Here is a 25,588-nt window from a genome sequence, read left to right as displayed (position 1 = left end):
TTACTTTCCAATCTTGGACAGGTGCAAAAATCCAAACTCGTCGCAACGACAAGTCTGGTCCGGGCGGATATAGGTCGTGGTGTCGAACTGATCGAGGATGGCCGGGCCCTGCAACTCCGTGCCTGCGGGAAGATCGTCTCGGTCATAAATCGGGGTGTCCGTCCACTCCCCATCGATGTAGGCCGGCCGGTGCTCTTTGGGTGAGAGCGAAGAATCATCACCACCTGCGATTTCTTGCTGGGGTGGAATGGGCAGGCCAATCGTGGCGACAATCCGGGCGACCACGATTTCCATCTCGGCATCCGGGTCCTGGAAGCCGTAGCGTTCTTCGTGTGCTTCATCGAATGCTGTGCGTTGTTCGTCCCAGTCGGAAAGATAGGGAATTGTCAGCTCATAGCTTTGGCCGACATAGCGGGCATCGACAAGCCGCTCGCTGTCGAAGTCTTCCGTGCTCATTTCCTCTTGCGCCTCTTTATTGAGACGGTCATAGGAGGATTCCAGTTGCTCCAGACCGGAGGAGTAGTCCGCTTGGACTGGTTCGGCAAAGTCGTGCCGAATAGGTGCATCCAACATGCCCACGGCGGAAGCGATGCCGGGCAGAGGCGGAATGACAGCGGTCTGCATACCCAGCTCGTGGACAAGATCCGCACCATGAAGTGGTCCGGCGCCGCCGAAAGACATCAGGTGGCAGGAACGAACGTCAATACCGCGTTCCACACTGACCTTGCGCACACCGCGTGCCATGGTCGCAGCGATGACCTTGATTATGCCCTCGGCGCATTCCTCCGCGCTTAAGCCGAGGCCCTCGCCGAATTCCTGCATGCGTTTATAGGCGGAGTCATAATCCAACTTGAACCTGCCGCCGAGCAAATTAGTACCCAGGCGACCGAGTACGACATGTGCATCAGTGACGGTAAGTTCTGTACCGCCGCGTTGATAAGCAATGGGGCCTGGCTCGGCCCCTGCACTATGTGGACCCACCCGCAGGCTGCCACCAGAGTCTTTCCACGCAATGGACCCACCGCCGGCACCGATGGTGTGAACATCGACGCTGGGAAGCCGAAGCGGCATGGAGTCAATCTCACCCGCAGTAGTTTCATCTGGTTCACCCTCGCGAATCAGTGCAATATCGGTGCTGGTGCCGCCGATATCGAAGCTGACTACTTTATCCAGGTCTAGGTGGCGTGCCCAGTTGGCTGCGCCAACGACACCACCGGCAAGACCGGACAGAACTGTGCGTGCACTGTGAGTACTAGCCATCTTGGGGTTGAGCAAACCACCATTTGATTGCATGACCCATAAAGGTGAGGGGATGCCGAGCTTTTCAATGTTATTTTCCAGACGGCCCATATACCCGGAGACAATAGGGCGAACATAAGCATTGATTGCGGCGGTGGAAGTGCGGTCATACTCACGCATTTCCGCGGTGATGCTGGTGGCAGCGGAGACAATCGGAGCAACGTCTAATTCTTCTAAGCGCTTGGCAGCACGAACCTCATGCTCGCTATTGGCATAAGCATTGAGGAAGGAGACCACCACAGCATCAAGCTTTTGTGCACGAATCTGCTCCGCAACTTCTTCGAGTTCGTCGTCTTCGAGCGACTTTACAATCTCCCCGTCGGCGTCGATGCGTTCGGCAATCTCGGTGATGAATTCATCACCGATAAGTGGATCCACGCGGTGGGCTTTGTCATCGTAGATTAACGGGCGCGCCTGGTGGGCGATTGCCAAAACATCGCGGAATCCCTTGGTGGTTAATAGCCCTACGCGGGCTCCTTCGCGGGTGAGAATGGTATTGGTCGCAACCGTGGTGCCATGTACCAACCGGGTGATGTCTTCGGCATTGCCTTTGTCACCTTCTTCTTGCTCTAATACTCCGTTGATACCGGTCATAACTGCTTCATCAGGAGCAGATGGAGTAGAGGGCACTTTCCATACCGATAAGGTGCCATCATCACGGCGCAGCCCGATGTCGGTGAAGGTGCCGCCTGTATCAACGGCAACCTGCAGCCCCGTTGGATTCTTAGTGTTGTCAGAATTGTTCACGGTGAATCTCCTAATCGATCGCACTAACTAGCTGTGAGTTCTTGGTCTCTGGCAGCAGCGACAAGGCGATGATGCCGAGGATGGCTCCGGCAATCGCGATGATCATGATGGAGTAGCCCCAACCAATCGACGCTGCGGCAATACCGACGGTGAGCGGACCAAAGGCCGCTAAGCCGCGTCCGAAGTTGTAGGAAATAGCTTGTCCCGTCGCGCGAACCTCTGTAGGGAAGAGCTCCGCGAGATATGCACCGGTACCGCCTGCTTGCCCGGAAGCGAAGAATCCGAGCAGCAAGATAATCAAGATTCCGAGCTCCGGTTGGGCAGCGGGGGTGAGGACAAACAGCGAGACACTGGCAGCTGAGCCTAAGAAGAAAAAGAGGAAGGTGGGGCGGCGGCCAATGGCATCAAGCAAGAACCCAGATGCCACATAGCCGATGAATGAACCGACAATCGCAACCCAGGTGTAGGTTGCAGTGCCGACGATGCTCAAACCGCGATCTTCTTGCAGATACGTAGGCAAGAAGATGAAGACCGAGTAGTAGATGCCTTGAACACCGACACCCAGCAGAGTGGCGGAAAGAGTGCGTGCGCGAAGATCCGCTTTGAAAAGGCGAGCGAACTTTCCTTCCGATTTACCTTCGTCGGGTTTGCTTTGGCCGCTGATCTCCGTTGCGTCCTTCGTGGTGCGTCGAATGACGAATGCGGCGAGCGCTGGAATAATCCCCACGAGGAAGAGATAGCGCCAGGCAACTTCTGGTGGGAATATGGAATAAAGCGTTAGATACGCGGTGGTAGAAACTGCCCAGCCAATGGCGTAGCAGCTTTGCACAATCGCAAGAGAACGTCCGCGTTTTTCCGGCCGTGCGTATTCAGCAACTAGCGCGGCGCCGACAGCCCACTCACCACCAAAGAAGAGTCCTTCGAGTGTGCGCCACAGAAGGAAATCAAATGTGTGCTGCGATGTCGCGGTTAAAGCAGTGAAAATACTGTAGCCAAGGATGACGACCGTGAGCATATTAATGCGTCCAAAGCGGTCGGCGAGGTTGCCGAAGATAACACCGCCTGCTGCGGACGCAACGATACTAATCGCTGTGACCCAGCCGGATGCCCCTTCGCTCATACCCAGTACCGGCATAGCAGCGGTAAGGGCAAAGCCGTACATAGTCCAGGTGAATCCGTCCAAGCCCCAACCAATACCGGAGGCGGCAATGGCTCGACGGCGATACTTTTCTACGTGGCTGTCATCAACGGGTGGCTTCGATGGAACAGCTTGATGTTCGTGTGTCATATCTCAATTACCAATCCGTGAGTGATTTAGAGTATGTATACGAGTGGTATACATGATTGCACTGAATGGAAGATTTGTGAAGGGGTTACTAAGACAACCCACCAACTGGTAGAAAGAAAACCTATGAGTACGCGCACCCGAAATGCCCGCGAGCGGGCTTATGAACAGCTACGACAGCGGATCCTGACGTTAGAACTGGCACCATCGCAGCGTCTCGATGAAAACCGGATCGCTGAAGAGCTCGGCGTGAGCCGCACCCCTGTTAGGGAGGCTTTCCATCAGCTATCCGCCGAGGGACTAGTCACCATCGTTTCCCGCGGTGGGTATGTTGTCGCCGACATGAATCTGCACCGGTTCCGGGAGCTGATCGAGGCCCAACACATCCTGGTACGCGCAGTTACCCACCTGCTTGTCGCTCGTGCAACCGACGACGACTTCGATGAACTAGAGGCAGCAGTACGCGCAGTCGATGAAGCCGAGCAATCCCGCGATCCACATGCAGTCGCAGACACGAATTCGAAACTTCATATCCTTGAGACACGATTAACCCGCAACGACTATTTACTGTCGATGGCGGAGCGGGTCTACACCCACCTTCAACGCCTTGCCTTCCTTAGCTTTGGCGGTGCCGGCGGAATTGGCGGAGATGGCCAAGACCCAAGCCTGCTCACTCATTACGAGAATGTCCATGAAGACCACTGGGATTACTTGAAAGCTCTTCGCTCCCGCGACGTAGCTACTGCTGAAAGGGTAGCCGTTAGACACGTTGAGCTCTTCCAGTCCCGCATCCGGCAATTTCTGGAGATGAATGCTGTTGAGGGGTTGAATTTCTCTGATATTCCTGAGTTTGGACATGGACGCCTTTAGGGGGATGTCGAGTACGTGATTGTGTGGTGTTGAACGACGAACAGCTACGTTATTGATTGGGCGGGACGTGGTGCCATGGTTTGTAACGGCTCGAATTGCCGATGATTGTGCTGATGAATCGGTCGTCCCATCCCAGAAGTTGGCATTGGAAATGGACCCTTTCGTGGGGTTATACCTTGTGCGTTCGAATTTGGTAGGGAAGGCCAATACTTGTAAATCCCATGTTCTAATCAGAAAACGTGAGACAATCGCCTAATATTTATTCGAACGTTTCGACCGGTTTGTGCGAAAGAATTGAGGGGCTGTTCGTTGGACAAGCTAATGTGTCATGTAGAGGCCGATTCTGAGATAAAACACCGTCGAGGTCTTTTCCAGGCGGGTCCACCTCAGCCCAGAAGCAAGTAGAAAGAGATTTTCACAGTGAAAGAAGCACAGCGTGCCGAACTGCATAAAACGATTTGGCGAATCGCAAACGATTTACGCGGTAGCGTTGACGGCTGGGACTTTAAAAGCTATGTGTTAGGCCTGCTTTTCTATCGCTTCATTTCAGAGAACCTCACTGAGTACCTAAACCGCCTGGAACATGAGGCAGGCGAGACGGAATTCAATTACGCCGAGCTTAACGATGAAGACGCTGAGTTCGGACGCGAGTGGACCGTCTCCGATAAAGGCTTTTTCATTCTGCCCTCTGAACTGTTCGTGAATGTCCGTGCTAGAGCGAAGACGGATGAGAATCTCAATGAGAAACTTGAGGCCGTATTTAAAAATATTGAAGGCTCTGCGGTCGGCACTGACAGTGAAGATGACCTCAAGGGGCTTTTCGATGACCTCGATGTCAACAGCACCCGCCTCGGAAACTCTGTTGCGAAGCGAAACGCTACGCTCGTAAAACTCTTGGAAGCAATTGGCGATCTCCCTTTAGGCGACTGGTCGGACAACACAATTGATGTTTTCGGTGACGCTTATGAATATCTGATGGGCATGTACGCTTCCTCCGCCGGAAAATCTGGGGGCGAATACTACACGCCGCAGGAAGTCTCCGAACTTCTGACGCGAATTACAGTTGTGGGGAAGACATCGGTCAATAAGGTTTACGACCCAGCGGTTGGCTCCGGCTCGCTGCTTCTGAAATTCGAGAAAGTGCTCGGCAAAGGCGGCGTTCGTAACGGTTATTTCGGCCAGGAGATTAACCTGACCACGTATAACTTGGCTCGAATTAATATGTTTCTGCACAACGTCAACTACGCAGACTTCAATATTGCACTTGGCGATACGCTGACCGATCCAAAACACTGGGACGATGAACCATTTGAAGCGATCGTCTCCAACCCTCCCTATTCCATTAAGTGGGAGGGCGATGCGAACCCAGTGCTGATTAACGACCCGCGCTATTCCCCGGCAGGGGTTTTAGCTCCAAAGTCTAAGGCCGACTTAGCTTTTGCGATGCACATATTGTCGTGGCTGGCAGTAAACGGTACAGCCGCAATTGTTTCGTTCCCTGGCGTTTTATACCGCGCGGGAGCCGAAAAGAAGATCCGTAAGTACCTGATCGATAATAACTATATTGATGCAATCATCCAGCTGCCTCCAGATCTCTTCTTTGGAACAACCATCGGTACCTGCATTATGGTCTTGAAGAAATCAAAGAAGGATAACTCTGTGCTCTTCATCGACGCATCTGAGCAGTTTGTTCGCAGTGGGAATAAGAACAAACTAGCTGAGGAGAACCAGGCAACCATATTGGACGCCTTTATCGATCGAGAGGATGTTGACCACTTCGCAGAACTCGTCCCAAATGAAGAAATTTCGGACAATGACTACAACCTAACGGTTTCTTCGTACGTCAAAGCGGAAGACAAACGTGAAACAGTCGATATCACGGAGCTCAATGCGGAGATAAAGCAGCTTGTTGCACGCCAAGCAGAACTTCGAACAGTTATCGATGGAATTGTGGCTGATATGGAGGCATCGAAGTGAGCAATGCCAACCAGTTAATTGAGGCGCTTTGTCCGGAGGGAGTTAATTTTGCACCCCTTAACACAGTTGCAAAACTCAAGCGTGGAACCTCGATCACGAAAAAGCAAGTAACTGAGGGAGACATTCCAGTAGTAGCCGGTGGACGTACGGCAGCATATTTTCATGGGGAGTCCAACCGCGAGGGAGAGACGATCGTAATTGCAGGCTCTGGAGCTTACGCTGGGTATGTCAGTTGGTGGGAAGGGCCGATTTTCGTATCAGATGCATTCTCAGTTAAGCCCGAAAAACGCTTCCTAATCCCTCGATACTGCTATTATTGGTTAACTTTTCAGCAGGAAATACTGCATAGCTTAAAAAGCGGTGGTGGAGTCCCTCACGTATATGCGAAGGATGTCGGGAAACTCCGAATTCCTGTGCCTCCTCTCGAGATCCAGCATGTCATCGTCGAAATCCTCGACGATTTTGCTCATCTGGAGTCGGAGCACAAAGCTGTGCTGGAGTCCGAGCTGGAGGCGCGGAGAACCCAATACGAATATTACCGTACGATGCTACTTTCTTCCGGGGAAGATTGGAGATGGACGACTTTGGGCGAATCCTTCGCATTGAAGGCCGGAAAATCTATTAAAAGTGATGCAATTTCCAGCCGTGTAACGTCGGATCGTCATATCCCTTGCTTTGGTGGCAACGGGATTCGAGGCTTTGTTGAATCCCATAGTCATAACGGGCAGTTTCCTTTAATTGGGAGGCAGGGCGCACTTTGTGGAAACGTTAACTGGGCAGAAGGGTATTTTTATGCAACCGAACACGCTATCGTCGCTACTCCACACCAGACAGTCAATGCTAGATGGGCATACCACATGCTTGGTTTCTTGGACTTGAATAAATATGCGACGAAGTCCGCACAGCCGGGGCTTTCCGTTGCCCGCCTGAAGAGAGTTCCGTTTCCTCTTCCTGATCTCCAAATACAAAGGGAGACTGCTGCGATCCTTGACAAGTTTGGTTCCTTAATCAACGATTTGAATTCCGTCCTTTTCTCTGAAATCGCAGCTCGTCGCAAGCAGTATGAGTACTATCGGGATAAGCTACTGACTTTTAAGGAACTGTCTGTATGACCGAGCCACTACGTAAGTATGATCCAATCGCAGTTGGCAGCGAAAGTACGGTTGTTGCTGAGTACGAAGCCGATGCTAACGCTGAGGCGAGCTATCAGTCGGAATCCCAGTTGGAACAAGAGCTCATTCGCTTGTTGGAGTCGCAAGCCTATGACTACTTGCCTATCACGTCGCAAAGTCAGCTGGAAGAAAACCTTCGCTCGCAGTTGGAGATTCTTAATAAGATTGAATTTTCTAATGCTGAGTGGAAGCAGTTTTTCATGGAGCGAATTGCTGGCAACAACGATGGCATTGTCGAAAAAGCTGTGCGTATCCATGAAGACCATATTCAGCTGTTGCGGCGCGATGATGGGTCTACCAAGAATGTGATGTTGTTGGATAAGACGAATATCCACAACAATCGGCTGCAAGTTATCAATCAGTATGAGACCGGTGAGGGCGAAGGCGGAACGAAGCACGCTACGCGGTATGACGTGACCATTTTGGTCAATGGATTGCCGATGGTGCATGTCGAGCTCAAGCGTCGTGGGGTAGATATTCGTGAAGCATTCAACCAAATTAATCGCTACCAACGCGATAGTTTCTGGTCCGGATCTGGACTGTTCGAATACGTTCAGCTCTTTGTTATCAGCAATGGCACTCTGACGAAGTACTACTCCAATACCACCCGACAGCTTCACATCAAAGAGACTGACGGGAAGAATCGGGGCAAGAAGACTTCGAATAGCTTTGAGTTCACGTCTTGGTGGGCAGATGCCCAGAATAAGCCGATTCAGGATCTCCGTTCATTTGCTAGGACCTTCTTCGCTAAGCATTCTTTGCTGAACATTCTGACGAAGTACTGCGTGCTCACCGTAGATAAGACGTTGATGGTGATGCGTCCGTACCAAATCGTGGCAACCGAGCGTATTCTGCAGCGCATTGAAGTTGCGGATAATTATAAACGCTTGGGAACCATCCAAGCCGGTGGCTATGTATGGCACACTACCGGTTCAGGCAAGACGTTGACGTCATTTAAGGCCGCGCAATTGGCCTCTAAGATGCAGAGTGTAGACAAGGTTCTTTTCGTTGTGGACCGTAAGGACCTCGACTATCAGACGATGCGTGAGTATGACCGCTTCGAGAAAGGCGCGGCTAACTCCAACACTTCTACTGCAGTATTGAAGAGACAGCTGGAAGATTCCAATGCCCGGATAATTATCACTACGATCCAAAAGCTCTCCACGTTTATCGCAGGGAATAAGGGCCACTCGATCTATGAGGGGCACATTGTCATCATTTTTGACGAGTGTCATCGCTCGCAGTTCGGAGATATGCACCAAGCGATTACCAAGGCGTTCAAGAAGTACAACCTCTTCGGCTTTACCGGCACGCCTATTTTCGCGGAGAACTCCACAGCAGGCGGCAACCCGCAACTGCGCACGACCGAGCAGGCATTCGGCGAGAAGCTTCATACTTATACCATTGTTGATGCGATTACCGATAAGAATGTGCTTCCCTTCCGCATTGACTATGTCAACACGGTGCGGGTGGGAGAAGTAGACGATAAAGATGTCTCTGCCATTGACACCGAAAAGGCTCTGCTAGCACCGCAGCGTATTAATGCGATCGTGAAGTATACGCTCGATCACTTTGCGCAGAAGACGCGGCGAACCAGCACCTACAGTCATTCGGTGGTCTCCAATGTCTCTGCGGTAGCTGGGGGAAGAAACCGTGTTGTTGAAGAGAAAGCAGCACTACGGGTTAAGGGTTTCAACTCCATTTTTGCAACCGCATCGATTGAAGCTGCAAAGCGCTACTATCTTGCGTTTGCGCAGCAGCAAAGGGACTTGGTTCCTGATCAGCGTTTGAAGATTGGTCTTATCTATTCCTATGCGGCAAATGAAGCCGAATCAGAGGATTACCTCGATGACGAAGGATTTGATACCGGTGGTTTGGACGGCCCTTCTCGAGATTTTCTAGAATCGGCCATCCGTGATTACAACCAGATGTTCGGGACGAGCTATAGCACCTCTGCTGATAGCTTCCAGAATTACTACAAGGATTTATCTCTTCGGCTGAAGAACCGCGAGATTGACATGGTCATTGTAGTCAACATGTTCCTAACCGGGTTCGACGCGACCACTCTCAATACCCTGTGGGTGGATAAGAACCTGAAATCGCACGGGTTGATTCAGGCATATTCGCGCACCAATCGCATTCTGAACTCGGTGAAGACTTACGGAAACATCGTTAGCTTCCGCAATCTGGAAGAGCAAACCAATGATGCCCTAGCGCTTTTCGGTAATAAGGAAGCACGCGGCATTGTGCTGCTCAAGCCGTACCACGAGTACTACAACGAATACGCCGAAAAAGTCAGTGAGCTGCTGGAAGAATTCCCGGTCAATACGCAGATTATCGGTGAAGCCCGAAAGAAGGAGTTCATTGCGCTTTATGGCTCCATTTTGCGCCTGCTAAATATTCTGACTTCATTCGATGAGTTCGCTGGTAATGAAATCCTTAGCGAGCGCCAAGACCAGGACTACCGCAGCATCTACCTCCAGTATTATGCAGAGTTCAAAGACGATAGGGTTGCAGATAAGGAAACCATCAACGATGATGTGGTATTTGAGATCGAGCTGATCAAACAAGCTGAGATTAACGTTGACTACATCCTCATGTTGGTTGAAAAATACCGTGAGGCGAGCGGTGACGGTGAAGATAAAGAAATCCGTGCACAGATTACCCGTGCCGTTGATTCCAGCCCAAGCTTGCGTAACAAGCGCGACCTCGTCGAGGCTTTCGTCGACTCTATTTCTACTAGTGGTGAGATTGAGGAAGAATGGCGGAAGTTCATTGTTGGTAAGAAGGACGTGGAACTTCAAAACATTATCAAGGAAGAAAACCTTCGTCCCGAAGAAGCTACCAACTTCGTCGAGCGGGCATTTCGTGACGGCGCTGTCGCAACGAATGGCATTGAAGTAACCGGGATTATGAAACCAGTATCCAGGTTTTCCGCCGCGGGGCGTAATGGGGAAAAGCGGAAGAAGGTCATCGAAAAGCTGCAAAGATTCTTTGACCGCTTCGTCGGTCTTTATTCAGAAGACGAGGCGGCCTAAGAACTTGGTCCGATTGACTTCGTGACGGTGAGGGTAATGCCGACGAGGAGGCCGAGCGACGATGACTTCGAATCCGGTGCGAGAACTGGCTTAGTGTCGTAGCTTTAAGGTATGAGAATATTTCGTCGAATGAGAGTATTTGGCGTTATCGCTGGCTTCGTACTTGCTGGGCTGGCGCCGGTGACAGCCCACGCGGCATCTTTTGATGAGACCTGCCCGAATACCGTGGTGCTCGCCGCGCGCGGTTCTGACCAAAACGAGGAGAACGGCGAATACTTTGGCCCTCAGCGCTATTCTGAGAACGCCGAGCCGTCTAATGGTTATGAGGGGCCCAACTTCACTGCCCTGTTTCACCAAGTAGAGCAGCGCCATCCAGGAACCATGGATAGCGTCTACGTACTTGCCCTGGAGGAGGACGCGTACCCTGCCAACATGGATTTGCCGCCGTTGGCTGAAGAGGGCGAAAACATCGGTCCCATTGAAATGGTTCAGCGGGCGGTAGGCATTGTTCAGCAGTATCCGCTCGGCGAATTGCTGCACTCGGTAACTTTTGGAGCAATCGATAGTTTGCGCGCCGGAGTAAACAATGCGCCGACAGTGGTGGAGGATTACGAGGCCACGACAGGATGCAGCCCGCGCTATGTAGTAGCCGGTTATTCCCAAGGGGCGTTGGTGACAACGAGCGTGGAAAAGTACCTGGCAGATACCGGCCGCTTAGAAGGTGCAATCACCATCGGCAATCCATTGCATAAATATTCTCAGGTCATGGAAAGAGCAGCGCTTCCAGAGGACAAGCGCGTGGATTACTGCCTCAGTGGGGACTTCGTTTGCGATTTCTCCTTGGAGGCAGCCAACGATGCGTTATCTAACAAGGCGGAGCGGCATGCATCGTATTTCCTCAATGAGCCTACTGCGCAGGACATTCAGGTTATTGACGCCGTAGCGGGTTTGCTTAATACCGCGGGCTAGAACGAGTCACTGCGTCATGTGGATTGAGAGGAAAAGGATCCATCGACAAGCTGCGAAAGCTTTTGAACACTTCGTAGGGCTTTACTCATATGATGTGTAGCCAAGATGGTTTACCCAATTATTTTCGGGAACTGATGGTACATATCTTGCTAAACTGCGGTAATGATTGACCATAGCCATTTCTTTGATGACCGTGCAGCTGAATGGGATAAAGACCCGAAAAAGATTGAGCGGGCACAGCACACTGCCCAACTGATTTTGGACACAGTGGCACCGAACGGTGAGGCAGAAGTTTTTGAGTTCGGTGCCGGAACTGGCCTCGTGTCGCAATTTTTATCGCCGCATGTTGGAGCCTTAACCTTGGCGGATAATTCCGAGGGCATGCGCGATGTGATTGCCCAAAAGATTGAAGCTGGTGTCCTTCCAGAGGCGACGCTGTCGGATTCTGACCTTGTCCAGGGAAAGCTGCCGGATCAGAAATATGACCTCGTTGTGGCTTCACTTGTTTTGCACCATGTTGCGGATGTTCCTGCACTACTGAAAACTTTCGCCAGCATTCTTGAGCCTAGGGGAGCAGCGTGCATTATTGAGCTCGATGATGCTGGTGGCAAGTTCCACGCGCATATTGAACACTACGACGGACATGATGGATTCAAGCGCGAAAAGTTTGAGAAATCCTTGCTTGAGGCAGGCTTTGCTCAGGTCGAATTTCATGACGCTGGCGAGATTGAACGAGAGGATGGAAGCTTCTCACTTTTCCTCGCAAATGCTATAACCAGCGAAAACCACTAAGGTATATAGGGATATACAACAGTTTGGGAAGGAATTCGATTGCCTAGGCCGGGCGCTTCACAAGGAACTCTGTCTGCCATAGCCGGTATTACCACAGGTTTGGTGGGCTTTTTAAGCTCATTTGTCATTGTCATCGCGATGATGCAAAACCTCGGTGCCACCGACGGACAGATTTCAAGTGGACTCCTCGCAGTGTGTTTCGGCATCGGATTAACCACCTTCTTTTTGGCTTACACCACTAAGGCACCCATTACCATTGCGTGGTCAACCCCGGGCGCGGCACTGATTGCCGGTGCATTTGCTGCCGGTGAAGGCGATAGCGAATTATTTTCGCACGCGATGGGCGCATTCCTTATTACCGGTGTATTGCTTATCGCCACAGGGTTGGTGCGCCCCTTGGCAGATTTGGTCGCCAAGATCCCCGGGGAAATTGCCCAAGCCATGCTGGCAGGATTCTTGCTTGCCTACTGTACCGAGCCATTTCTTAACCTGGCATCGAATCCGTGGCTTGCTGGCCCAGTCATCGCTGTGTGGCTCATCGCACTTTGGAAAGCACCACGTTGGGCTATCCCAGCGGCATTCGTGGCATCACTAGTAGTAATTGCCTTTAACTTTAATACCGAAGCTGTCGATGACGTCATCCTGCTTCCGCACCTAGAATTCGTCGTTCCAGCGATTGATGCAGCCTCCATCGTTAACATTGCGCTGCCGCTCTACCTGGTCACGATGGCCTCGCAGAACCTGCCGGGACTTGCAATCTTGAAGGCTTATGACTACAAGCTGCCGTGGAAGCGCGCTATGGTCTCTACCGGCTTTATGAGCTCAGTCGCCGCACTCTTTGGTGGACTAACTATTAACCTGGCTGCTATTTCCGCAGCATTATCAGCAGGTTCTGAATCTGGAGTAAAGCACCTGCGTCGTTGGCGAAGTGCGATGTGGAGTGGCAGCACATATCTGGTTTTGGGCTTGCTGTGTAGTGTCGTCGTCTTGGTCATTTCTGCCGCACCATCAGAGGTCTTTAGTACCTTGGCTGGCCTTGCCTTGGTGGGTACCTTTAGTGGCTCAGTCGCCGGCGCATGGAAAAACCCTGCTGAACATTCCCGTATGCCTGCGGCAGTTACCTTCATTATTGCTGCCTCTGGGCTGACCATCTTCGGTATCGGTGCCGCTATCTGGTCTATTGCTGGTGGGCTTATTGTTCGTGGCATCATCTTGGCGCGCAAGCAAAAAGAAGAAGACAAGATCGCCCAAGAGCACGCGGACCACCAGTAAATACGTTAGTATTTGCAGGTTGTTACCTAATCAAAAGTTTTTAAGGTGTGAGCATCGCATGGCCTATTTCCAGCGGACCGGAGACAATGAATTCACGGCAACGGAACATGCTGGGGGTGCCTGGAATCCTAAGGAGCAACATATTGCACCGATGGTCGGGTTGATGACTCATTTAACCGAGCTGGACCACTCGCAACGCGATGCTGCGAACAACATGGTTCCGGGGCGGATTTCAGTGGAAATTCTCGGAACGATTAGCTTCGACCCATTTCATATTGACATCGAGGTTGTCCGACCCGGGCGCACTATTGAACTCGTGGAGGCGATTTGTGTTCAAAACGGTCGTCCAGCAGCGCGGATGCGTACCTGGTTTTTGATTCAAGAAGACACAGCAGCCATTGAAGGCACCGCGTTTGAAGATATGCCAGAGCCAACGGGAGAACTCCGACCTGGTTTAGGAATTGGTTGGGGTGGCGGCTTTGTTAACTCCATTGCCGGCTATCAGGAAATGAAAGAACCCGGCCGTGGCATTGCGTGGTGGCAGACCGACGTTCTGCTGCTTGACGGAGAGACTGTTTCCAACCTTGCTTCCTATATGAGTATTTTGGATATGGCCAATGGGGTAGCAGTGCGTGAAAATCCTCAGGAAGTCGTCTTTCCCAACCTTGATCTCACCGCACACCTTTTCCGCATGCCCGAAGGAAAATGGGTTGGCACCGATACCAGTGTAAGTTTCGGTGGCTCTGGTGTTGGCCTTACTCATTCGATCTTGCACGACGAGACCGGACCCATTGGCACGTGCTCTCAAGTCTTGACGGTGCGCCCACGAAAGTAACTTACGGTTGGCAGCTGCTGTGTTTGTACTGTACAGTCTCTAGCGTTTGTGCAGCTTGGCGTAATTTCGGGGGAAATATTCTCACTGGTCTTGGGCTACCCCTTACCGGTGAAGCATCGACCATGGTGAGACGGGAGTCACTTTTATAACCGGGGTTAAGACCACCTGGATTTTAAACAAAGCTCTTCCACCGAAAATTGGTGCGGGTTATGCTGCAAGTAGAACAAGTTACCGACAGCAAAGGAGATTAGATGCAAGAAAATTCACATCATAACTCTCGACGCAGTAACGGTGAGCATCCTTAAAAATTAGAAGCGGCATAGCCATAATCCAGAACTTCTAGCCACCAACAATTGTCGAAGTAGAGGAGCTACTAAGGATGCACAACGCGAATAGCGTCCTCCCGAATCATCCTCAACAAGCACAGTTCTAACCGGTCCATAATTATCCACAGATAAGAAGCGGAATAACCACTGATTCGATCCGCACCTCGACCGCAGAGTAGTACACCGCAAGTTGAGACAAATGATTCGGGATTTCCAATTGTATAGGTCTTTAAAAACTACCGGTAGCCAGCCAATTTGTGAAGCTGACTACCGGTAGTTTACTCTTATCAAGTCCGAAAGGCACAGGCCCCGTTCGTCTAGCGGCCTAGGACGCCGCCCTCTCACGGCGGTAACACGGGTTCAAATCCCGTACGGGGTACAAGAGATAGTCAGTTGGTGATTTTCATCGGCTGGCTATTTTTATTTTTTGCAAGCCTCCAGGCCCAATACCAGCTGTCTCCAGCCCGTACCGCCAATCGTTACTTAAGATTCGGTCTCATCAAGGTTATATGTGAGCTATCGTGATGCTCATAACGAAACTGAGATTCGTTTTGTCGAGTAGATGAGGGGAAAGACTTGGGGGAGAAGGCCGAAGATCCGCGAGTGCACAAAGTTGAGATTCCTATCGGATTTTTCAGCTTCGCGCGGAGAAATATTTCCACAACCTGGGTAATTCCCGTTGTGGCTTTGATGGCGCTAGGTGCTCTCATCATGGGAGTTTATGCCGTGATGAGCATGGAAATTCTTGCTAACTTGTCGCTCGAATTCCTTGGCGAGTCCCCAAGCTTTTTGCGGGCTCCTGAGAGCAACCCCATCGACTTAGGGCTGCTGCTGACCATTCTCCCGCTAATTATTACTGCTTACTATTACCTGATTACCAACGCCCAAAATATCAACATCGATGATCATCGAAAGGCAATATTGCTTTCGTGGCTGCAGGGAATTGGTTCAAGCATCTTGGTTTTCGGTCTGCTATCGCAGATCTCCGTCTCACTCTTTTCGGAATTCAAAGGGGCCAGGGCCGTCGATAGTATTGCCGGCGAATTAGGCAGAAACCCGGAGACAAGTGTCCAAGAAGCAATCGATATCTACCATTCTTATCCGTTCCTGTGGCGGGCGGTTATGGCGTCTTTGTCAGTCGAAACATTTGTTTACTTGCTCTCTGTCGTTGCCCTAGCGGTTGTTTTGGGCAGTGTCTTTAGCACGCTACAACTTACCGAAGGTGGGGAAGCGCTTGTCCAAGATGGACTGAAGCGGAGAAGGCTCGAAAACTCTCGGGAGATAAAACGTCTCTCCAGAGTCAGAAGTGGAATTTTGCTCCAGCGCGTCATGCAATTTATGGAAAACAACGAGTTCCAATGGCGCAATCCAAGCGGTGAGGTATCAAAAGGCGCGCTGAAAACGAATCACATCCGCAATAAATTGAGATTGGTACATGCGGGTTTGTTAGGTCTTTATGCGCTGATAAACCTTGCAGCGTGGATCCCCTTGCTTGTAGCCAGCAAAGCTAGTGGCGTCATTGTCGTACTCTCGCTTTATTCCTCGCTGATTGGAGCGATCGCTATCAACGCGATGGCCACTATCGCAGGTGACTTGGGAATGCGGGGAGTAGGCCTTGTACAACTAGTCCTTGCACTGTTCTTTCAAGGCGTAATGGTCATAACTTTTCTAATTTCTGACATGGCAATAGCGTGGAAAATCTACATTCTTGTAGCAGTTTTGTTCTCTTACGTTATTGCGTATCTGTCCATCTGGGGGAGAAGGATTAGAAGCCGCCGTGATAGCGAGTCCACGTCGGTTGTGCGGTTTGAGCTGCAACGCGAAAAGTGCAGTTTGGCACGAAGCAAACACGAAGTAGCAGCGAAAGTGACACCTGCCAGCGTGGAAGAAGACGACCTTGGGTATTTCTATTTCGCAGAACTTGAGGTAACGGTGCCTGAATCTAAAAAGCGCCTAGACTTCGTAACCTTAGATGAGATTCATGCACTGAAATCGATTTTTAGGACTCTGCGCTCTACTGCCAGAGCCGAGATAAAACTAGACAAAAGAGCAATGGAAACCGGATCTAGTGGTGCCTCGGAAGGTGAACCTACGTAGCATGGTTTTATGCAGCTCAGACCCCAAGGTTTGACGTTGAATAAGGTGCGAGCGAAGTGCATCCGTGCAATCTGCAAGGACATCGAAAGTCGGGGTTGGGATCAATCAAGCGCTGCGTCCCACCTAGGGCTTACTCGGTCTCGTGTGGCTGAGCTGCTGAACGCGAAGATCCGCCAGTTCAGTCTCGATGCGCTGATAAACATCGGTGCCAAGTTGGGTATCCATGCCGAAGTAACGCAGACCTCTGAGAACGCGGTCAGTGCTTAACTACCGTCAAACTTTTCGCTCCTTCGCATCTGCGGGGGAGCGTTCCTGTTGCATAAGGTTGACTGCATGAATAGCCTGGACGCTTTTGAAGGTTTCTGGGGAAGCGAAAAACCCGGCCAACCGAACCTTGTGCTCGCCGCTGATGATGCGTTCAGCGGAACTGTCGCCGGCACTGACGGCTGCAATCGGTTGGCTGGGCGGTGGCGGTTGGACGGTGGCGTGGTGCGTTTTACTCAGATGGCGTCGACGATGATGTACTGCGAAGGTGTGGATACCTGGCTCAGCCAGGCGGCATCCGCAGAGGTGCGCGGGAAGACAATGTATGTCTTTGATCGCGGGGGAAGCTCTATTGGCACGTTGGCCTGCAGAAGCTAATTGGGGATTCGATGCTGTAAATCGTTGCTCAGTCTGCGGGGCTCGGTATGAATCATCGACTGCGAATTGGGTAGCGCTTTAAGGATGGCGGCTTCGAGGTCATCGGCAAGCTGGTGTGCGTAGTCGACGGACCAGTCGCCGGGGACGGTCATGATGCAGTAAATGAGGCGGTTGCGACCAGACGCGACGGTTTTAGGCTCATCAATGGTGACGTTGTGCTGGGATTCAAACTCGGCGAATACTTGCGTGAGGATATCGACGTCTTCGGAGGGTAGGGCTTCGCTGATCAGGTTGCTTAATGAGGATTTGAGCAGGGAGTAGCCAGTCCACAAAATGTTGATGCCAACGAGAAGTGCAATGACCGGGTCCAGCCATACCCAACCGGTGAGCGCGACGGCGGCAATGCCGAGGATGACTCCGATGGTGGTGTAGACATCGGTAAGCAAATGGTGCCCATCGGCGTTGAGTGCTGCGGAACGGTACTTTTTGCCGGCTTTAACAAGAGCAAGCCCGACGCCGAGGTTGAGTAGCGTGGCCAGGAGGGATAGGCCGAGGCCAATGCCGACTTCGTCCAGGGGAGCGGGATTGAAAAGGCGTTCGACCGCGGTGTAGATGATCATGCCGGCGGCGACGAAAATCATGGCGCCTTCGACAAGCGCAGAGACGTATTCGGATTTGCCGTGGCCGAAGTTGTGGTTGGCATCGGCAGGCTTGGCAGCAATGCGAGTGGCAATGAGCGCGACGATGGCGGCAACAAGGTTGACGACGGATTCCAGGGCGTCGGATAAAAAGCCGACGGAACCGGTGAGATAGGCCGCGGCACCTTTTAACGCGATGGTGGCAATGGCGGCAGCGATGGATAAGAGCAAGAAGCGTTCGATGATCTTCTGCTCTTTTGCATGGGTAATCATGATGAGACCTTGTGCAAAACGGGTGCCGGGGAGTTCTACCCGACACGAGGAATACGGGCAGAAGGTCTCGTTCGCTCATATACGTGAGCTGGTGGCCGGGCTTAACGCCAGTATGTCGACCACTCATCGCCATAAAAGTATGGGTGTGAACTACTCCCCTTCGAGCAGTCGAGTGTACAGCAATACTGCTGGGGCTCACTAGCTATTGATTCAAGGTGTTCGAATGAAAGTCCGCCGACTTCTGTCACCTGGGCTAATGTTTGAAGACATGACAAGTAGTGATAATTCTTCCGCAGCTGGCGAGGGCACGCCGGAACGCGCTGCGGATACCGCAAAAAGTGTGGACGTGAAAGAACAGCAGCCGTCGTTTCGGTTGGTGGATGCTCAGTGGTTACGGGCGCAGCGCCATGCGATCTCTAATGCAGAAGATCTAAAGGAGTATCAACAGCAGCTGACTGATGCCGTGGTTGGTTTTCGCCATACTCAGGGAAATAGTGTGGGGATAGCTCTTGCCATGACCGTGGGTGCAGTAGTTCTCGCGATACTGGGAGTCGTGCTGGGGCTATTTATCATGGGCATTGCCGGTGACTGGCTCTCATCGATGGGGGAGGGCTAAATCATGGCACGAGGATGCGCACTTGTATTTGGTGTTCTTTTAATCATCGCTCTCGCAGTATGGGCACTGGCCATTGGTTTGTGGATTGTGGGCGCTCTAGTCGGAATATTTTCCGTCCTGGGTGCGGTAGTCATGATGTATACAGGGTGGAAGGGCGTCGCCTTGTCGCGAGAAGCCAAGCGCACAGCGGAAGAAGTAGAGCTGCTGGCTGCTGACTGCGCACAGGATTTGCGTGCGTTGGAATTTCGATTGGCGGATGCGGTGTTGAAAAAGGGCATCGGTACAGGCCTAGAGAAAATCCTGCAGGACAATCCTGGCTGGGGAGATCATAGGCAGCGACAAATCCAATCCATGCGCTTGTTGGTGGAAAAGGCTCCTGCGACCGAACAACGGCTGGCGTCAGTCTCTCAGGCAGAGGAGCTTCGCCGTCAGGTAGAAGAAGAACTGTCGCAGTAGTAGCTCCGCCGTGCTGGGTACTGGCTAGCTCGTGGTCCCTGAACTATGGCGTCAGCGTGCTGTCCGCGCCAAAAGAAAATGGCCAGTCGATATCATTCGACTGGCCTTTAGCATGCGGTGATGATTATCCCTGCTTGGCTTCCTTGTGTACGCGGATGCCGAAGACGACTTGGAAAATACCCCAGGCCAAGGCGAAAATACCGAGGAATACGGTAAAGCCAAGAGCCGCGGAGCCGGGGTTAAAGAGGAAGACGATGCCGGCGATGACAAAGAGTGCGCCGGTAATACCGATTAACCAGCGTGAGCCCTTGGTAACAGGGCCAAAGGCGGAGATCAGTGAAACAATACCGCGTAGAACCAACCAGATAGCCAGGATCCAGACGAAGGCGACGGTGCTGGCGAAAGGCTGGAAGATGACGAATAGTCCGGCGAGGATGCCGATTATGCCCAGTGCGATAAGCCAACCTTTGGCGCGTTGCCCGGATGGTTGGAAGGCGGTGACAAGTGCCATGACGCCATCGGCTATGGCGTAGATACCCCACAGCACAACGAGCGCGAAGATGGTCGAGATGGGCGAAAATGTGGCCAGGAGGCCAAAAATAATAGAGATGACGCCCGAGATGATAATCATGGTCCCGGAGCGTTTAACAAAATCAAGCATTGGTGAATATTTCCTTTATAAGAAATAGTGGGTGCACCTTTGTGCACCACCGATCCACTCTAATCACGCGTGTGAATATTGGCTGCCCGGCGTTGCAGGCACAGACTGCGGCACACTGATTATGCTGGAGGATATGACTAACCCCACTGACAAGCAGCTTCCACAACTAGTCGGCGATGTCGCCGAGGTACTCGCTGCACCGAGCGATGCTTCCGGTTCGATTTGGAAATTAGAGCCACATACCCGCGGATTGGACTGCAATATCATTGCTATTGCTCCGGGCGAGGAAATCGGCCGGCACGAAGGTCCAGAACTTGATGTGGTCATCGTGGTTCTCGAGGGGGCAGGCGAGTTGGAAACTGAAGGGGAGACCATTGCCTTGCAGCAAGGCTCAATGGTGTGGTTGCCCAAGCTTTCGGTGCGCCGCTTTGTCGCAGGCGATCAAGGACTGCGATATTTTAGCGTGCACACTCGCAAGCGCGGCTTGCAGATTGGTCGCCCGCCAGTCCGCGACTAGGAGATGCTGGTTGCTCTAAAATAGCCGTCATGGTTAATAAACCCCTGGCACGAGCACGACTGATCAACCAAGGTGTCGCAGCGCCGTTACAGATCGCCGCGGATACCGGTAGTCCTGCCCATGCCCAGGAGATTGCGGCGTACTTCGGCGCGAGCCAGGGGCAAGACTTCCCAGGGGCTATCGCCGCGCTGGCGTATCGCCTGGGTACTGCCACAGCTGTCGATGCCGTGCGCCAAGCTTTTGAGCAAGGTTTGCTGGTACGCGGTTACCCGATGCGTGGCACGGTTTTTGTCACCGCGGCAGAAGACTTGGCGTGGATTACTGAGTTGTGCTCCGGCGGGCCGGCGCGTTCCGCGCAGACCAATCGTCCGCGGTTAGGGCTGGACGATGCTCATATCGATCAGGCAGCGCAGGTACTGCACGATATTGCCGTCGATGATGGCACTACCCGCACCGAGTTGTTTGCCTGTTTTGAACAAGACGGCATCCCCATGGGGCCAGGGTGCGGCTATCATCTGCTCAAAGCGCTGCTACATAATGGCACCGTGGCCTATGGTCCCATCGTCGGTGAATCCGCACGGATGGAAAACCGCGTCATGATTGCCAAACAGTGGTTACCACACGGAAGTGATCTCGAGGGCAAATTCAACGGCGATAAACATGCGGCCACAGTAGAGCTACTGCGGCGCTACCTGGATAGCCATGGACCCGCAACGCTTCGCGATGCTGCCTGGTGGTCCAAACTTCCGCTGGGCAAATTGCGGCAAGCATTTGCCGAAATCGCCGAGGAATATGTGTCCTGGAACGAGGTCTCTGGCGCGCCGGGCAGCGCTGCTGCAGTACCGGGGGAAGAGCTCTGGGTGCGCGAGGATGCGCTGCCGGTCATCGCTGAGTATGACAAGGCGGCGAATAAGCCGCGGTTGCTTGCGGCATTTGATGAAATCATCTTGGGCTATCAAGACCGCATGTACATCGTGCCCGAGGCACACCATGCGGATTTGGTTCCCGGCAATAATGGCGTCTTTCGCCAGGCAGTGATCGCCGGTGGGGAAGTCATTGGCTTTTGGAAGCGTCAAGGACCGGCGGCGAAGCGAAAACTTGTCATCGAAGAATTCAAGCCTTTTAGCGCCACGCGCGAAAAGCGGGTGCAGGCACGGTTTAATGCCTACCCGTTCGCGACGGCTTAGCGCCGAAGCCAGCTAGAAGAGGTAGACCTCGGCGCCCACGCCGCCGGAGCAGGTGATGAGGTCATCCTGTCCGGTAACGCACTCCATGTCATAGTCCTGTTCGGTGACGGGGCTGTGGGCGTTGACGGTTGCTGGGGTGAGGTCGCGGATGTTGTCGGAGGGCGAGTGGGCATCGATAAGCTGTGCAAACACCTCACTGCCGAACTCGCAACTGGTGTTGGGGCCTACTGCCAAACCATGCACTCCGTAGCCATTGCCCATCATGCACAAGGTGGCCTCGCGGTCGCCCAGCTGTAGCGCATCACCGCGGTTGACCGTGCCGTCCTGCAGCTGGTCATATAGCTGGGAATACAGCGCCTTGGTTGCCGCGGGATCATGAGTTGCGTCCTCGGCAGCGCTTGCTGCGCTCAGCGCAGGAACACTCAGCCCCGCAGCGACGGCGCCTGCGAGAAGAATCCGGGAAGACTTTCGCATTTTTGTGTTCATACCCAATAACATTAGGTGACATCCCTGCCAACTAGGCTGCATTGCGGTCACGGCGCGGCGGCATTTCTACAACGACTGTGTGACGCTAGTACATGTACACGGTGGCATTATCCCCGCCGGTACACGTGATCAAATTGCGCTCATCTACCGAACAGTTCATGTCATAGGTCTGACTGGTGACAGGACTTGCGGCACGTACAGTCGTAGGCATCCGATCGCGGACGTTGTCACCGGTGGGATTGAGGCCAGCGGTAGCCGAATTCATGACATCGCGCGCGAACTCACAGGTGGTATTTCCGCCGGCAGTAACGACGTTGAGCCCAAAGCCATCGCCGTGGACGCACAGTGTGGTTTCTTGGCCATCAATGACGAAGGGATCGCCGATATTGCCATTGATGCGCATTTGCTCAGCCATAGCTGCCTCGAAATCATCCGGGGCTTGGCTTGGAGCCTCAGAGCTCCCTGGCTCCGCGGAAGCCGAAGCACCCTCGGATGCAGCCGCTGTAGTGGTGGCCTGTGATGCTGCCGCGGTTTCTGATTCTGCTGCGGACGTTGCTGAGGTATTGGTTGCGGTGGCGCTGGTCGAGGGCTTAGCTGAGGCCTCGGAGCTGGCAGCTTGGGTGATCGTGGTGGTCTCTTGCGGGTTCTCGGAAGTGGCTGCGGCCTCGTCCTCGGTCGGGGCACCGCAGGCGACTAGGACAAATGCTGCGGAAGTAGCAGCCAGTGCACACGTGCGTTTCATGATGAAGTCCTTCCTCTTGCTCACACAGATGAGCGCGATGGATAACTTTGCTGGTGTGTAGTTTGCGGGGCGTCACGAAGGCTTCGTCGGGTTGAGTGCAGTGCGCTTGAAACGTCCCCTATGTTGTGCCATCGCTACTTTCCGCCCGCTTGATGCTTACGGTGTCTGCTGTTGTTTGCCAGCAAGCATGCAAGTACACGATGCCCGTTTTGTCACCAACGACCTTCGTTGGCCCTCGAGTGTAATGGTCTTCACATGAAATTTGGAGGCGGTAGACTAAATTGTTATGAGCAATAGACTTCTTCGTGCCATTAATAAAGCTGCCTGGGCACATGATGGACAGTTGCGTAAAGGCACCGATATTCCGTATATCTCCCACGTATATGCAGTCATGCACCTGGTGAGCCAACAACCCGGGGTGGATGAAGACACCCAGATCGCCGCGCTATTTCACGACATCTTAGAAGATGCCTCCGGGCGCTATTCCGCAGTCGCCATGGAAGAAGAGTTTGGACCCGAAGTTGTCCAGTTGGTGAAGTACGTGACCAAAGATGATGGGCTATCTTCCTGGCGAGAGCGTGCAGATGCTTATGTAGCACAGCTTGACGATGCCCCAGCGGCAGCGTTAATCATCGCTGCCTGCGACAAGGTCCATAACTTAAGCTCCATCCTCACCGACTATGACGAGGTGGGCGATGCGCTGTGGCAGCGGTTTAACTCCGGCAAAGAATCGCAGCGCTGGTGGTACTGGGCAGTCTATGAAACAGTGCAGCGCCGCTTGCGTGAGCTCGAGGTAGAAGACCTGCCAGTATTGGATGACTACCGCGATTTATTAGCCCGCTTTGATGCTATCGGGGATGCCTAAGAACTTCTGCGGGGCTGTGGTCCTGCGTGACTAAGGTTCTGTGGTGCAGGGTTGGACCCTGTGTTTTTGTACCGATGATTAGTGGGGATGCGTGCGACTGGCGGACATGGTGTGGCTTTTTCGGGGTAATTAAATTCATTGTGAATTTATTCAGCTGTGAATGTCGCATTAACCTTGTCTTAATGCATTAAGAAGTGAATGAGGCCGGCAATCTGGCCTGTGGCGCTGGCGCTCACGCAGGTGCAAATTTATCGTGCAGTTCACACTTAAATTAGAATCCCTTGATTGGGAAATAAAGGTGCCATGTCTGAGTGCTCTCCCTGAAAATAAGTCCAGGAATCGAAAGGGAGGCCACCTGTGGTCGCCGTGCATACACTTATCGCGATCGTTGCGGTCGTACTGCTCATTATTCGCTTCAAAGTCGACCCAGTTATCAGCCTTGTTCTAGGTTCGCTGTACTTAGGCATTGCAACAGGCGTGGGCTTAGGCGGAACCATCGAAGCCATCACCACCGGCTTTGGTGAAATCATGATTGAAGTCGGTCTGTTGATCGGCTTTGGCGTGCTCATCGGAGCCCTGATGCAATCAACAGGGGCATTTACCAGACTTGTGCGCTTGCTAGTCAATACTGTTGGCGCGGAACGATTGCCGTATTCGATGGCGGCGCTGTTATCACTGGTGATGCCGTCTATTTATGTCGATGTCCAGGTAGTGCTAGCCGCACCCGTGGCACGGTCGGCAGCGCCAAGCATCGGCAAACACGGATTGCCTTTAATGGCCTCTGCTTTGGGCACGGGAATTTTCTCCGGTTATGTCTTCGTCATTCCAGGCCTTGCGGCGCTATCGGTCACCGGGCTGATGGGAATTTCCTTAGGAAAGTGGCTGTTCTTTGGCCTGGTTCTAGGCCCTGCAACGGCGCTGGTGACGACATTTATTATGCGCCTGGTACTGCGCACCAATTACTGGAAGCCGGACAGTGATGAAAATGCTGCGGCGCAAGAAGAATTTGCCGAAGCGCGTGCCGTCGCAGCCGAGGCTAGTAGTGGATCGGCGGGGACTGGTTCTACCGGCTCTACCGGTTCTGCAGGTGGATCCGCAGGAGCTTCCGGGCCCGGTTCTGACGATGAGGGCTCGAAGGCAGACCAGCTTCCACTGGTGGTGTTGTTCCTGCCCATCTTGGTGCCGTTGGTACTGATTGCTTTGGGTGCTTTCGCAGACCTTTTTGAATTCTCGAATTCTATTATTGCTTTCCTTGGTGACGCCAATATTGCCTTGTTTATCGGCCTATTGGGTGCTTATATCCTCACCCGCATGACCACGGGTAATGAGGCTACAAGTGAGACCATGCAATCAGGTTTTGGTACCACGGGTGAGATTTTGCTGATTACCGGTGTGGGTGGCTCACTCGGTGCGGTCATCGGTGCCTCGGGACTGGATTCGGTCTTGGAAAACCTCTTTACCGCCAATGAGAATATGCCAACTGTAGCTATCGTCGTCCTGGCGTGGTTTGTCGCGGCCTTGTTGCACCTGGCGATTGGCTCGGTTTCTGTGGCTGCCATTGCCGCCGCCGGTATTATCGCGCCGGTGTTGGGCGTGGTGGCTGTCAACCCGATTGTCATGGGTCTGGCGATTGCCTCCGGTGCGATGTTTGCATTGCAGGTCAACAGTAACTTCTTCTGGATGTTTAAGTCCTTGTTGGGATTGACCACCAAGGGCGCACTGAAGACTATGACGGTATCGACGGCGATTTCTTCGCTGGTATCTCTACCGGTGGTCATCATCTTGGCGATGGTGATGCCTGTCTAAGCGCCTCCGGCAATAAAATA

23 protein-coding genes and 1 tRNA gene are annotated in these 25,588 nt (G+C 52.7%); 18 read left to right on the top strand and 6 right to left on the bottom strand.

Annotated features, from left to right (window positions below):
* A complete protein-coding gene (locus tag CAMM_RS07675; protein ID WP_040356076.1) occupies positions 1–2,046 on the bottom strand; it encodes a hydantoinase/oxoprolinase family protein in 2,046 nt (681 codons plus the stop codon).
* Positions 2,047–2,056: 10 nt separating this feature from the next.
* Positions 2,057–3,334, bottom strand: coding sequence for an MFS transporter (locus tag CAMM_RS07670; protein WP_003848830.1), 1,278 nt, complete (start codon positions 3,332–3,334; stop codon positions 2,057–2,059).
* Positions 3,335–3,457: 123 nt separating this feature from the next.
* On the opposite strand from CAMM_RS07670, the gene CAMM_RS07665 reads away from it, so the two are divergent.
* The 12 genes from CAMM_RS07665 (at position 3,458) to CAMM_RS07610 (ending at position 17,321) form a co-directional block, all read left to right on the top strand.
* On the top strand, positions 3,458–4,201 hold the full coding sequence (locus CAMM_RS07665) for a GntR family transcriptional regulator (protein WP_003848832.1): 744 nt from the start codon (positions 3,458–3,460) through the stop codon (positions 4,199–4,201).
* 420 nt (positions 4,202–4,621) lie between these two features.
* Positions 4,622–6,178 (top strand): type I restriction-modification system subunit M, encoded by a 1,557-nt coding sequence (locus CAMM_RS07660; RefSeq protein WP_003848833.1) that lies wholly within the window; start codon positions 4,622–4,624, stop codon positions 6,176–6,178.
* The gene (locus CAMM_RS07655; protein WP_003848835.1) at positions 6,175–7,290 is read left to right on the top strand and encodes a restriction endonuclease subunit S; all 1,116 of its coding nucleotides are present in this window, start codon (positions 6,175–6,177) and stop codon (positions 7,288–7,290) included. The genes CAMM_RS07660 and CAMM_RS07655 overlap by 4 nt, the downstream gene beginning before the upstream one ends.
* Positions 7,287–10,388, top strand: coding sequence for a type I restriction endonuclease subunit R (locus CAMM_RS07650; protein WP_003848837.1), 3,102 nt, complete (start codon positions 7,287–7,289; stop codon positions 10,386–10,388). The genes CAMM_RS07655 and CAMM_RS07650 overlap by 4 nt, the downstream gene beginning before the upstream one ends.
* Before the next feature lie 129 nt (positions 10,389–10,517).
* Positions 10,518–11,357 (top strand): cutinase family protein, encoded by an 840-nt coding sequence (locus CAMM_RS07645; RefSeq protein WP_003848839.1) that lies wholly within the window; start codon positions 10,518–10,520, stop codon positions 11,355–11,357.
* A 162-nt stretch (positions 11,358–11,519) separates the two neighbouring features.
* The gene (locus CAMM_RS07640; protein WP_003848841.1) at positions 11,520–12,149 is read left to right on the top strand and encodes a class I SAM-dependent DNA methyltransferase; all 630 of its coding nucleotides are present in this window, start codon (positions 11,520–11,522) and stop codon (positions 12,147–12,149) included.
* Positions 12,150–12,188: 39 nt separating this feature from the next.
* Complete coding sequence (locus tag CAMM_RS07635) at positions 12,189–13,421, top strand: benzoate/H(+) symporter BenE family transporter (protein WP_075761535.1); 1,233 nt, start codon at positions 12,189–12,191, stop codon at positions 13,419–13,421.
* A gap of 58 nt (positions 13,422–13,479) precedes the next feature.
* On the top strand, positions 13,480–14,256 hold the full coding sequence (locus CAMM_RS07630; protein ID WP_003848845.1) for a thioesterase family protein: 777 nt from the start codon (positions 13,480–13,482) through the stop codon (positions 14,254–14,256).
* Positions 14,257–14,888: 632 nt separating this feature from the next.
* Positions 14,889–14,961 (top strand) — tRNA-Glu (locus CAMM_RS07625).
* A gap of 224 nt (positions 14,962–15,185) precedes the next feature.
* Complete coding sequence (locus CAMM_RS07620; protein WP_147581059.1) at positions 15,186–16,679, top strand: hypothetical protein; 1,494 nt, start codon at positions 15,186–15,188, stop codon at positions 16,677–16,679.
* A gap of 9 nt (positions 16,680–16,688) precedes the next feature.
* A complete protein-coding gene (locus tag CAMM_RS07615; protein ID WP_003848851.1) occupies positions 16,689–16,946 on the top strand; it encodes a helix-turn-helix domain-containing protein in 258 nt (85 codons plus the stop codon).
* A gap of 66 nt (positions 16,947–17,012) precedes the next feature.
* Positions 17,013–17,321, top strand: coding sequence for an META domain-containing protein (locus CAMM_RS07610; protein WP_003848853.1), 309 nt, complete (start codon positions 17,013–17,015; stop codon positions 17,319–17,321).
* On the opposite strand, the gene CAMM_RS07605 is transcribed toward CAMM_RS07610, so the two are convergent.
* Positions 17,318–18,232 carry a cation diffusion facilitator family transporter gene (locus tag CAMM_RS07605; protein ID WP_003848855.1) on the bottom strand — a complete coding sequence of 305 codons (915 nt, stop codon included), beginning with the start codon at positions 18,230–18,232 and terminating at the stop codon, positions 17,318–17,320. The genes CAMM_RS07610 and CAMM_RS07605 overlap by 4 nt on opposite strands.
* 268 nt (positions 18,233–18,500) lie before the next feature.
* Here CAMM_RS07605 and CAMM_RS07600 point away from each other — a divergent pair, with 268 nt between their 5' ends.
* Together CAMM_RS07600 and CAMM_RS07595 are read left to right on the top strand one after the other, a co-directional pair.
* The gene (locus CAMM_RS07600) at positions 18,501–18,848 is read left to right on the top strand and encodes a hypothetical protein (RefSeq protein WP_147581058.1); all 348 of its coding nucleotides are present in this window, start codon (positions 18,501–18,503) and stop codon (positions 18,846–18,848) included.
* 3 nt (positions 18,849–18,851) lie between these two features.
* Entirely contained in the window at positions 18,852–19,304 is a 453-nt protein-coding gene (locus CAMM_RS07595) for a hypothetical protein (RefSeq protein ID WP_003848859.1), read from the top strand.
* Positions 19,305–19,428: 124 nt separating this feature from the next.
* Here CAMM_RS07595 and CAMM_RS07590 read toward each other — a convergent pair whose 3' ends face one another.
* Positions 19,429–19,965, bottom strand: coding sequence for an HdeD family acid-resistance protein (locus tag CAMM_RS07590; protein ID WP_003848860.1), 537 nt, complete (start codon positions 19,963–19,965; stop codon positions 19,429–19,431).
* Between the two features lie 133 nt (positions 19,966–20,098).
* Between CAMM_RS07590 and CAMM_RS07585 the strand changes: the two genes are divergently transcribed.
* Positions 20,099–20,482, top strand: a complete 384-nt coding sequence (locus tag CAMM_RS07585; RefSeq protein WP_040356200.1) for a cupin domain-containing protein — start codon at positions 20,099–20,101, stop codon at positions 20,480–20,482.
* A 29-nt stretch (positions 20,483–20,511) separates the two neighbouring features.
* Positions 20,512–21,669, top strand: a complete 1,158-nt coding sequence (locus tag CAMM_RS07580; protein ID WP_003848862.1) for a winged helix DNA-binding domain-containing protein — start codon at positions 20,512–20,514, stop codon at positions 21,667–21,669.
* A 12-nt stretch (positions 21,670–21,681) separates the two neighbouring features.
* Here the strand turns inward: CAMM_RS07580 and CAMM_RS07575 are convergent, their stop codons facing one another.
* The gene (locus tag CAMM_RS07575) at positions 21,682–22,155 is read right to left on the bottom strand and encodes a hypothetical protein (RefSeq protein ID WP_147581057.1); all 474 of its coding nucleotides are present in this window, start codon (positions 22,153–22,155) and stop codon (positions 21,682–21,684) included.
* Between the two features lie 85 nt (positions 22,156–22,240).
* Positions 22,241–22,897, bottom strand: a complete 657-nt coding sequence (locus CAMM_RS12780; protein ID WP_050759887.1) for a hypothetical protein — start codon at positions 22,895–22,897, stop codon at positions 22,241–22,243.
* Between the two features lie 286 nt (positions 22,898–23,183).
* On the opposite strand from CAMM_RS12780, the gene CAMM_RS07565 reads away from it, so the two are divergent.
* Together CAMM_RS07565 and CAMM_RS07560 are read left to right on the top strand one after the other, a co-directional pair.
* Positions 23,184–23,762 carry an HD domain-containing protein gene (locus tag CAMM_RS07565; protein WP_003848866.1) on the top strand — a complete coding sequence of 193 codons (579 nt, stop codon included), beginning with the start codon at positions 23,184–23,186 and terminating at the stop codon, positions 23,760–23,762.
* 357 nt (positions 23,763–24,119) lie between these two features.
* On the top strand, positions 24,120–25,568 hold the full coding sequence (locus CAMM_RS07560; protein WP_003848867.1) for a GntP family permease: 1,449 nt from the start codon (positions 24,120–24,122) through the stop codon (positions 25,566–25,568).
* The last annotated feature ends 20 nt before the right edge of the window (positions 25,569–25,588 follow it).

Source organism: Corynebacterium ammoniagenes DSM 20306, assembly GCF_001941425.1.
GTDB classification, from domain to species: Bacteria; Actinomycetota; Actinomycetes; order Mycobacteriales; family Mycobacteriaceae; genus Corynebacterium; species Corynebacterium ammoniagenes.
The sequence above is the reverse complement of the archived record's forward strand: the minus strand, read 5'-3'. Positions and strand labels throughout refer to the sequence as shown.

Coding starts and splice junctions, on each gene's coding strand:
- CAMM_RS07600 (WP_147581058.1), top strand. CDS start 18,501: ATGACAAGTAGTGATAATTCTTCCGCAGCTGGCGAGGGCACGCCGGAA.
- CAMM_RS07580 (WP_003848862.1), top strand. CDS start 20,512: ATGGTTAATAAACCCCTGGCACGAGCACGACTGATCAACCAAGGTGTC.
- CAMM_RS07605 (WP_003848855.1), bottom strand. CDS start 18,232: ATGATTACCCATGCAAAAGAGCAGAAGATCATCGAACGCTTCTTGCTC.
- CAMM_RS07670 (WP_003848830.1), bottom strand. CDS start 3,334: ATGACACACGAACATCAAGCTGTTCCATCGAAGCCACCCGTTGATGAC.
- CAMM_RS07585 (WP_040356200.1), top strand. CDS start 20,099: ATGACTAACCCCACTGACAAGCAGCTTCCACAACTAGTCGGCGATGTC.
- CAMM_RS12780 (WP_050759887.1), bottom strand. CDS start 22,897: ATGAAACGCACGTGTGCACTGGCTGCTACTTCCGCAGCATTTGTCCTA.
- CAMM_RS07590 (WP_003848860.1), bottom strand. CDS start 19,965: ATGCTTGATTTTGTTAAACGCTCCGGGACCATGATTATCATCTCGGGC.
- CAMM_RS07665 (WP_003848832.1), top strand. CDS start 3,458: ATGAGTACGCGCACCCGAAATGCCCGCGAGCGGGCTTATGAACAGCTA.
- CAMM_RS07615 (WP_003848851.1), top strand. CDS start 16,689: ATGCAGCTCAGACCCCAAGGTTTGACGTTGAATAAGGTGCGAGCGAAG.
- CAMM_RS07630 (WP_003848845.1), top strand. CDS start 13,480: ATGGCCTATTTCCAGCGGACCGGAGACAATGAATTCACGGCAACGGAA.
- CAMM_RS07650 (WP_003848837.1), top strand. CDS start 7,287: ATGACCGAGCCACTACGTAAGTATGATCCAATCGCAGTTGGCAGCGAA.
- CAMM_RS07640 (WP_003848841.1), top strand. CDS start 11,520: ATGATTGACCATAGCCATTTCTTTGATGACCGTGCAGCTGAATGGGAT.
- CAMM_RS07565 (WP_003848866.1), top strand. CDS start 23,184: ATGAGCAATAGACTTCTTCGTGCCATTAATAAAGCTGCCTGGGCACAT.
- CAMM_RS07595 (WP_003848859.1), top strand. CDS start 18,852: ATGGCACGAGGATGCGCACTTGTATTTGGTGTTCTTTTAATCATCGCT.
- CAMM_RS07575 (WP_147581057.1), bottom strand. CDS start 22,155: ATGAACACAAAAATGCGAAAGTCTTCCCGGATTCTTCTCGCAGGCGCC.
- CAMM_RS07645 (WP_003848839.1), top strand. CDS start 10,518: ATGAGAGTATTTGGCGTTATCGCTGGCTTCGTACTTGCTGGGCTGGCG.
- CAMM_RS07610 (WP_003848853.1), top strand. CDS start 17,013: ATGAATAGCCTGGACGCTTTTGAAGGTTTCTGGGGAAGCGAAAAACCC.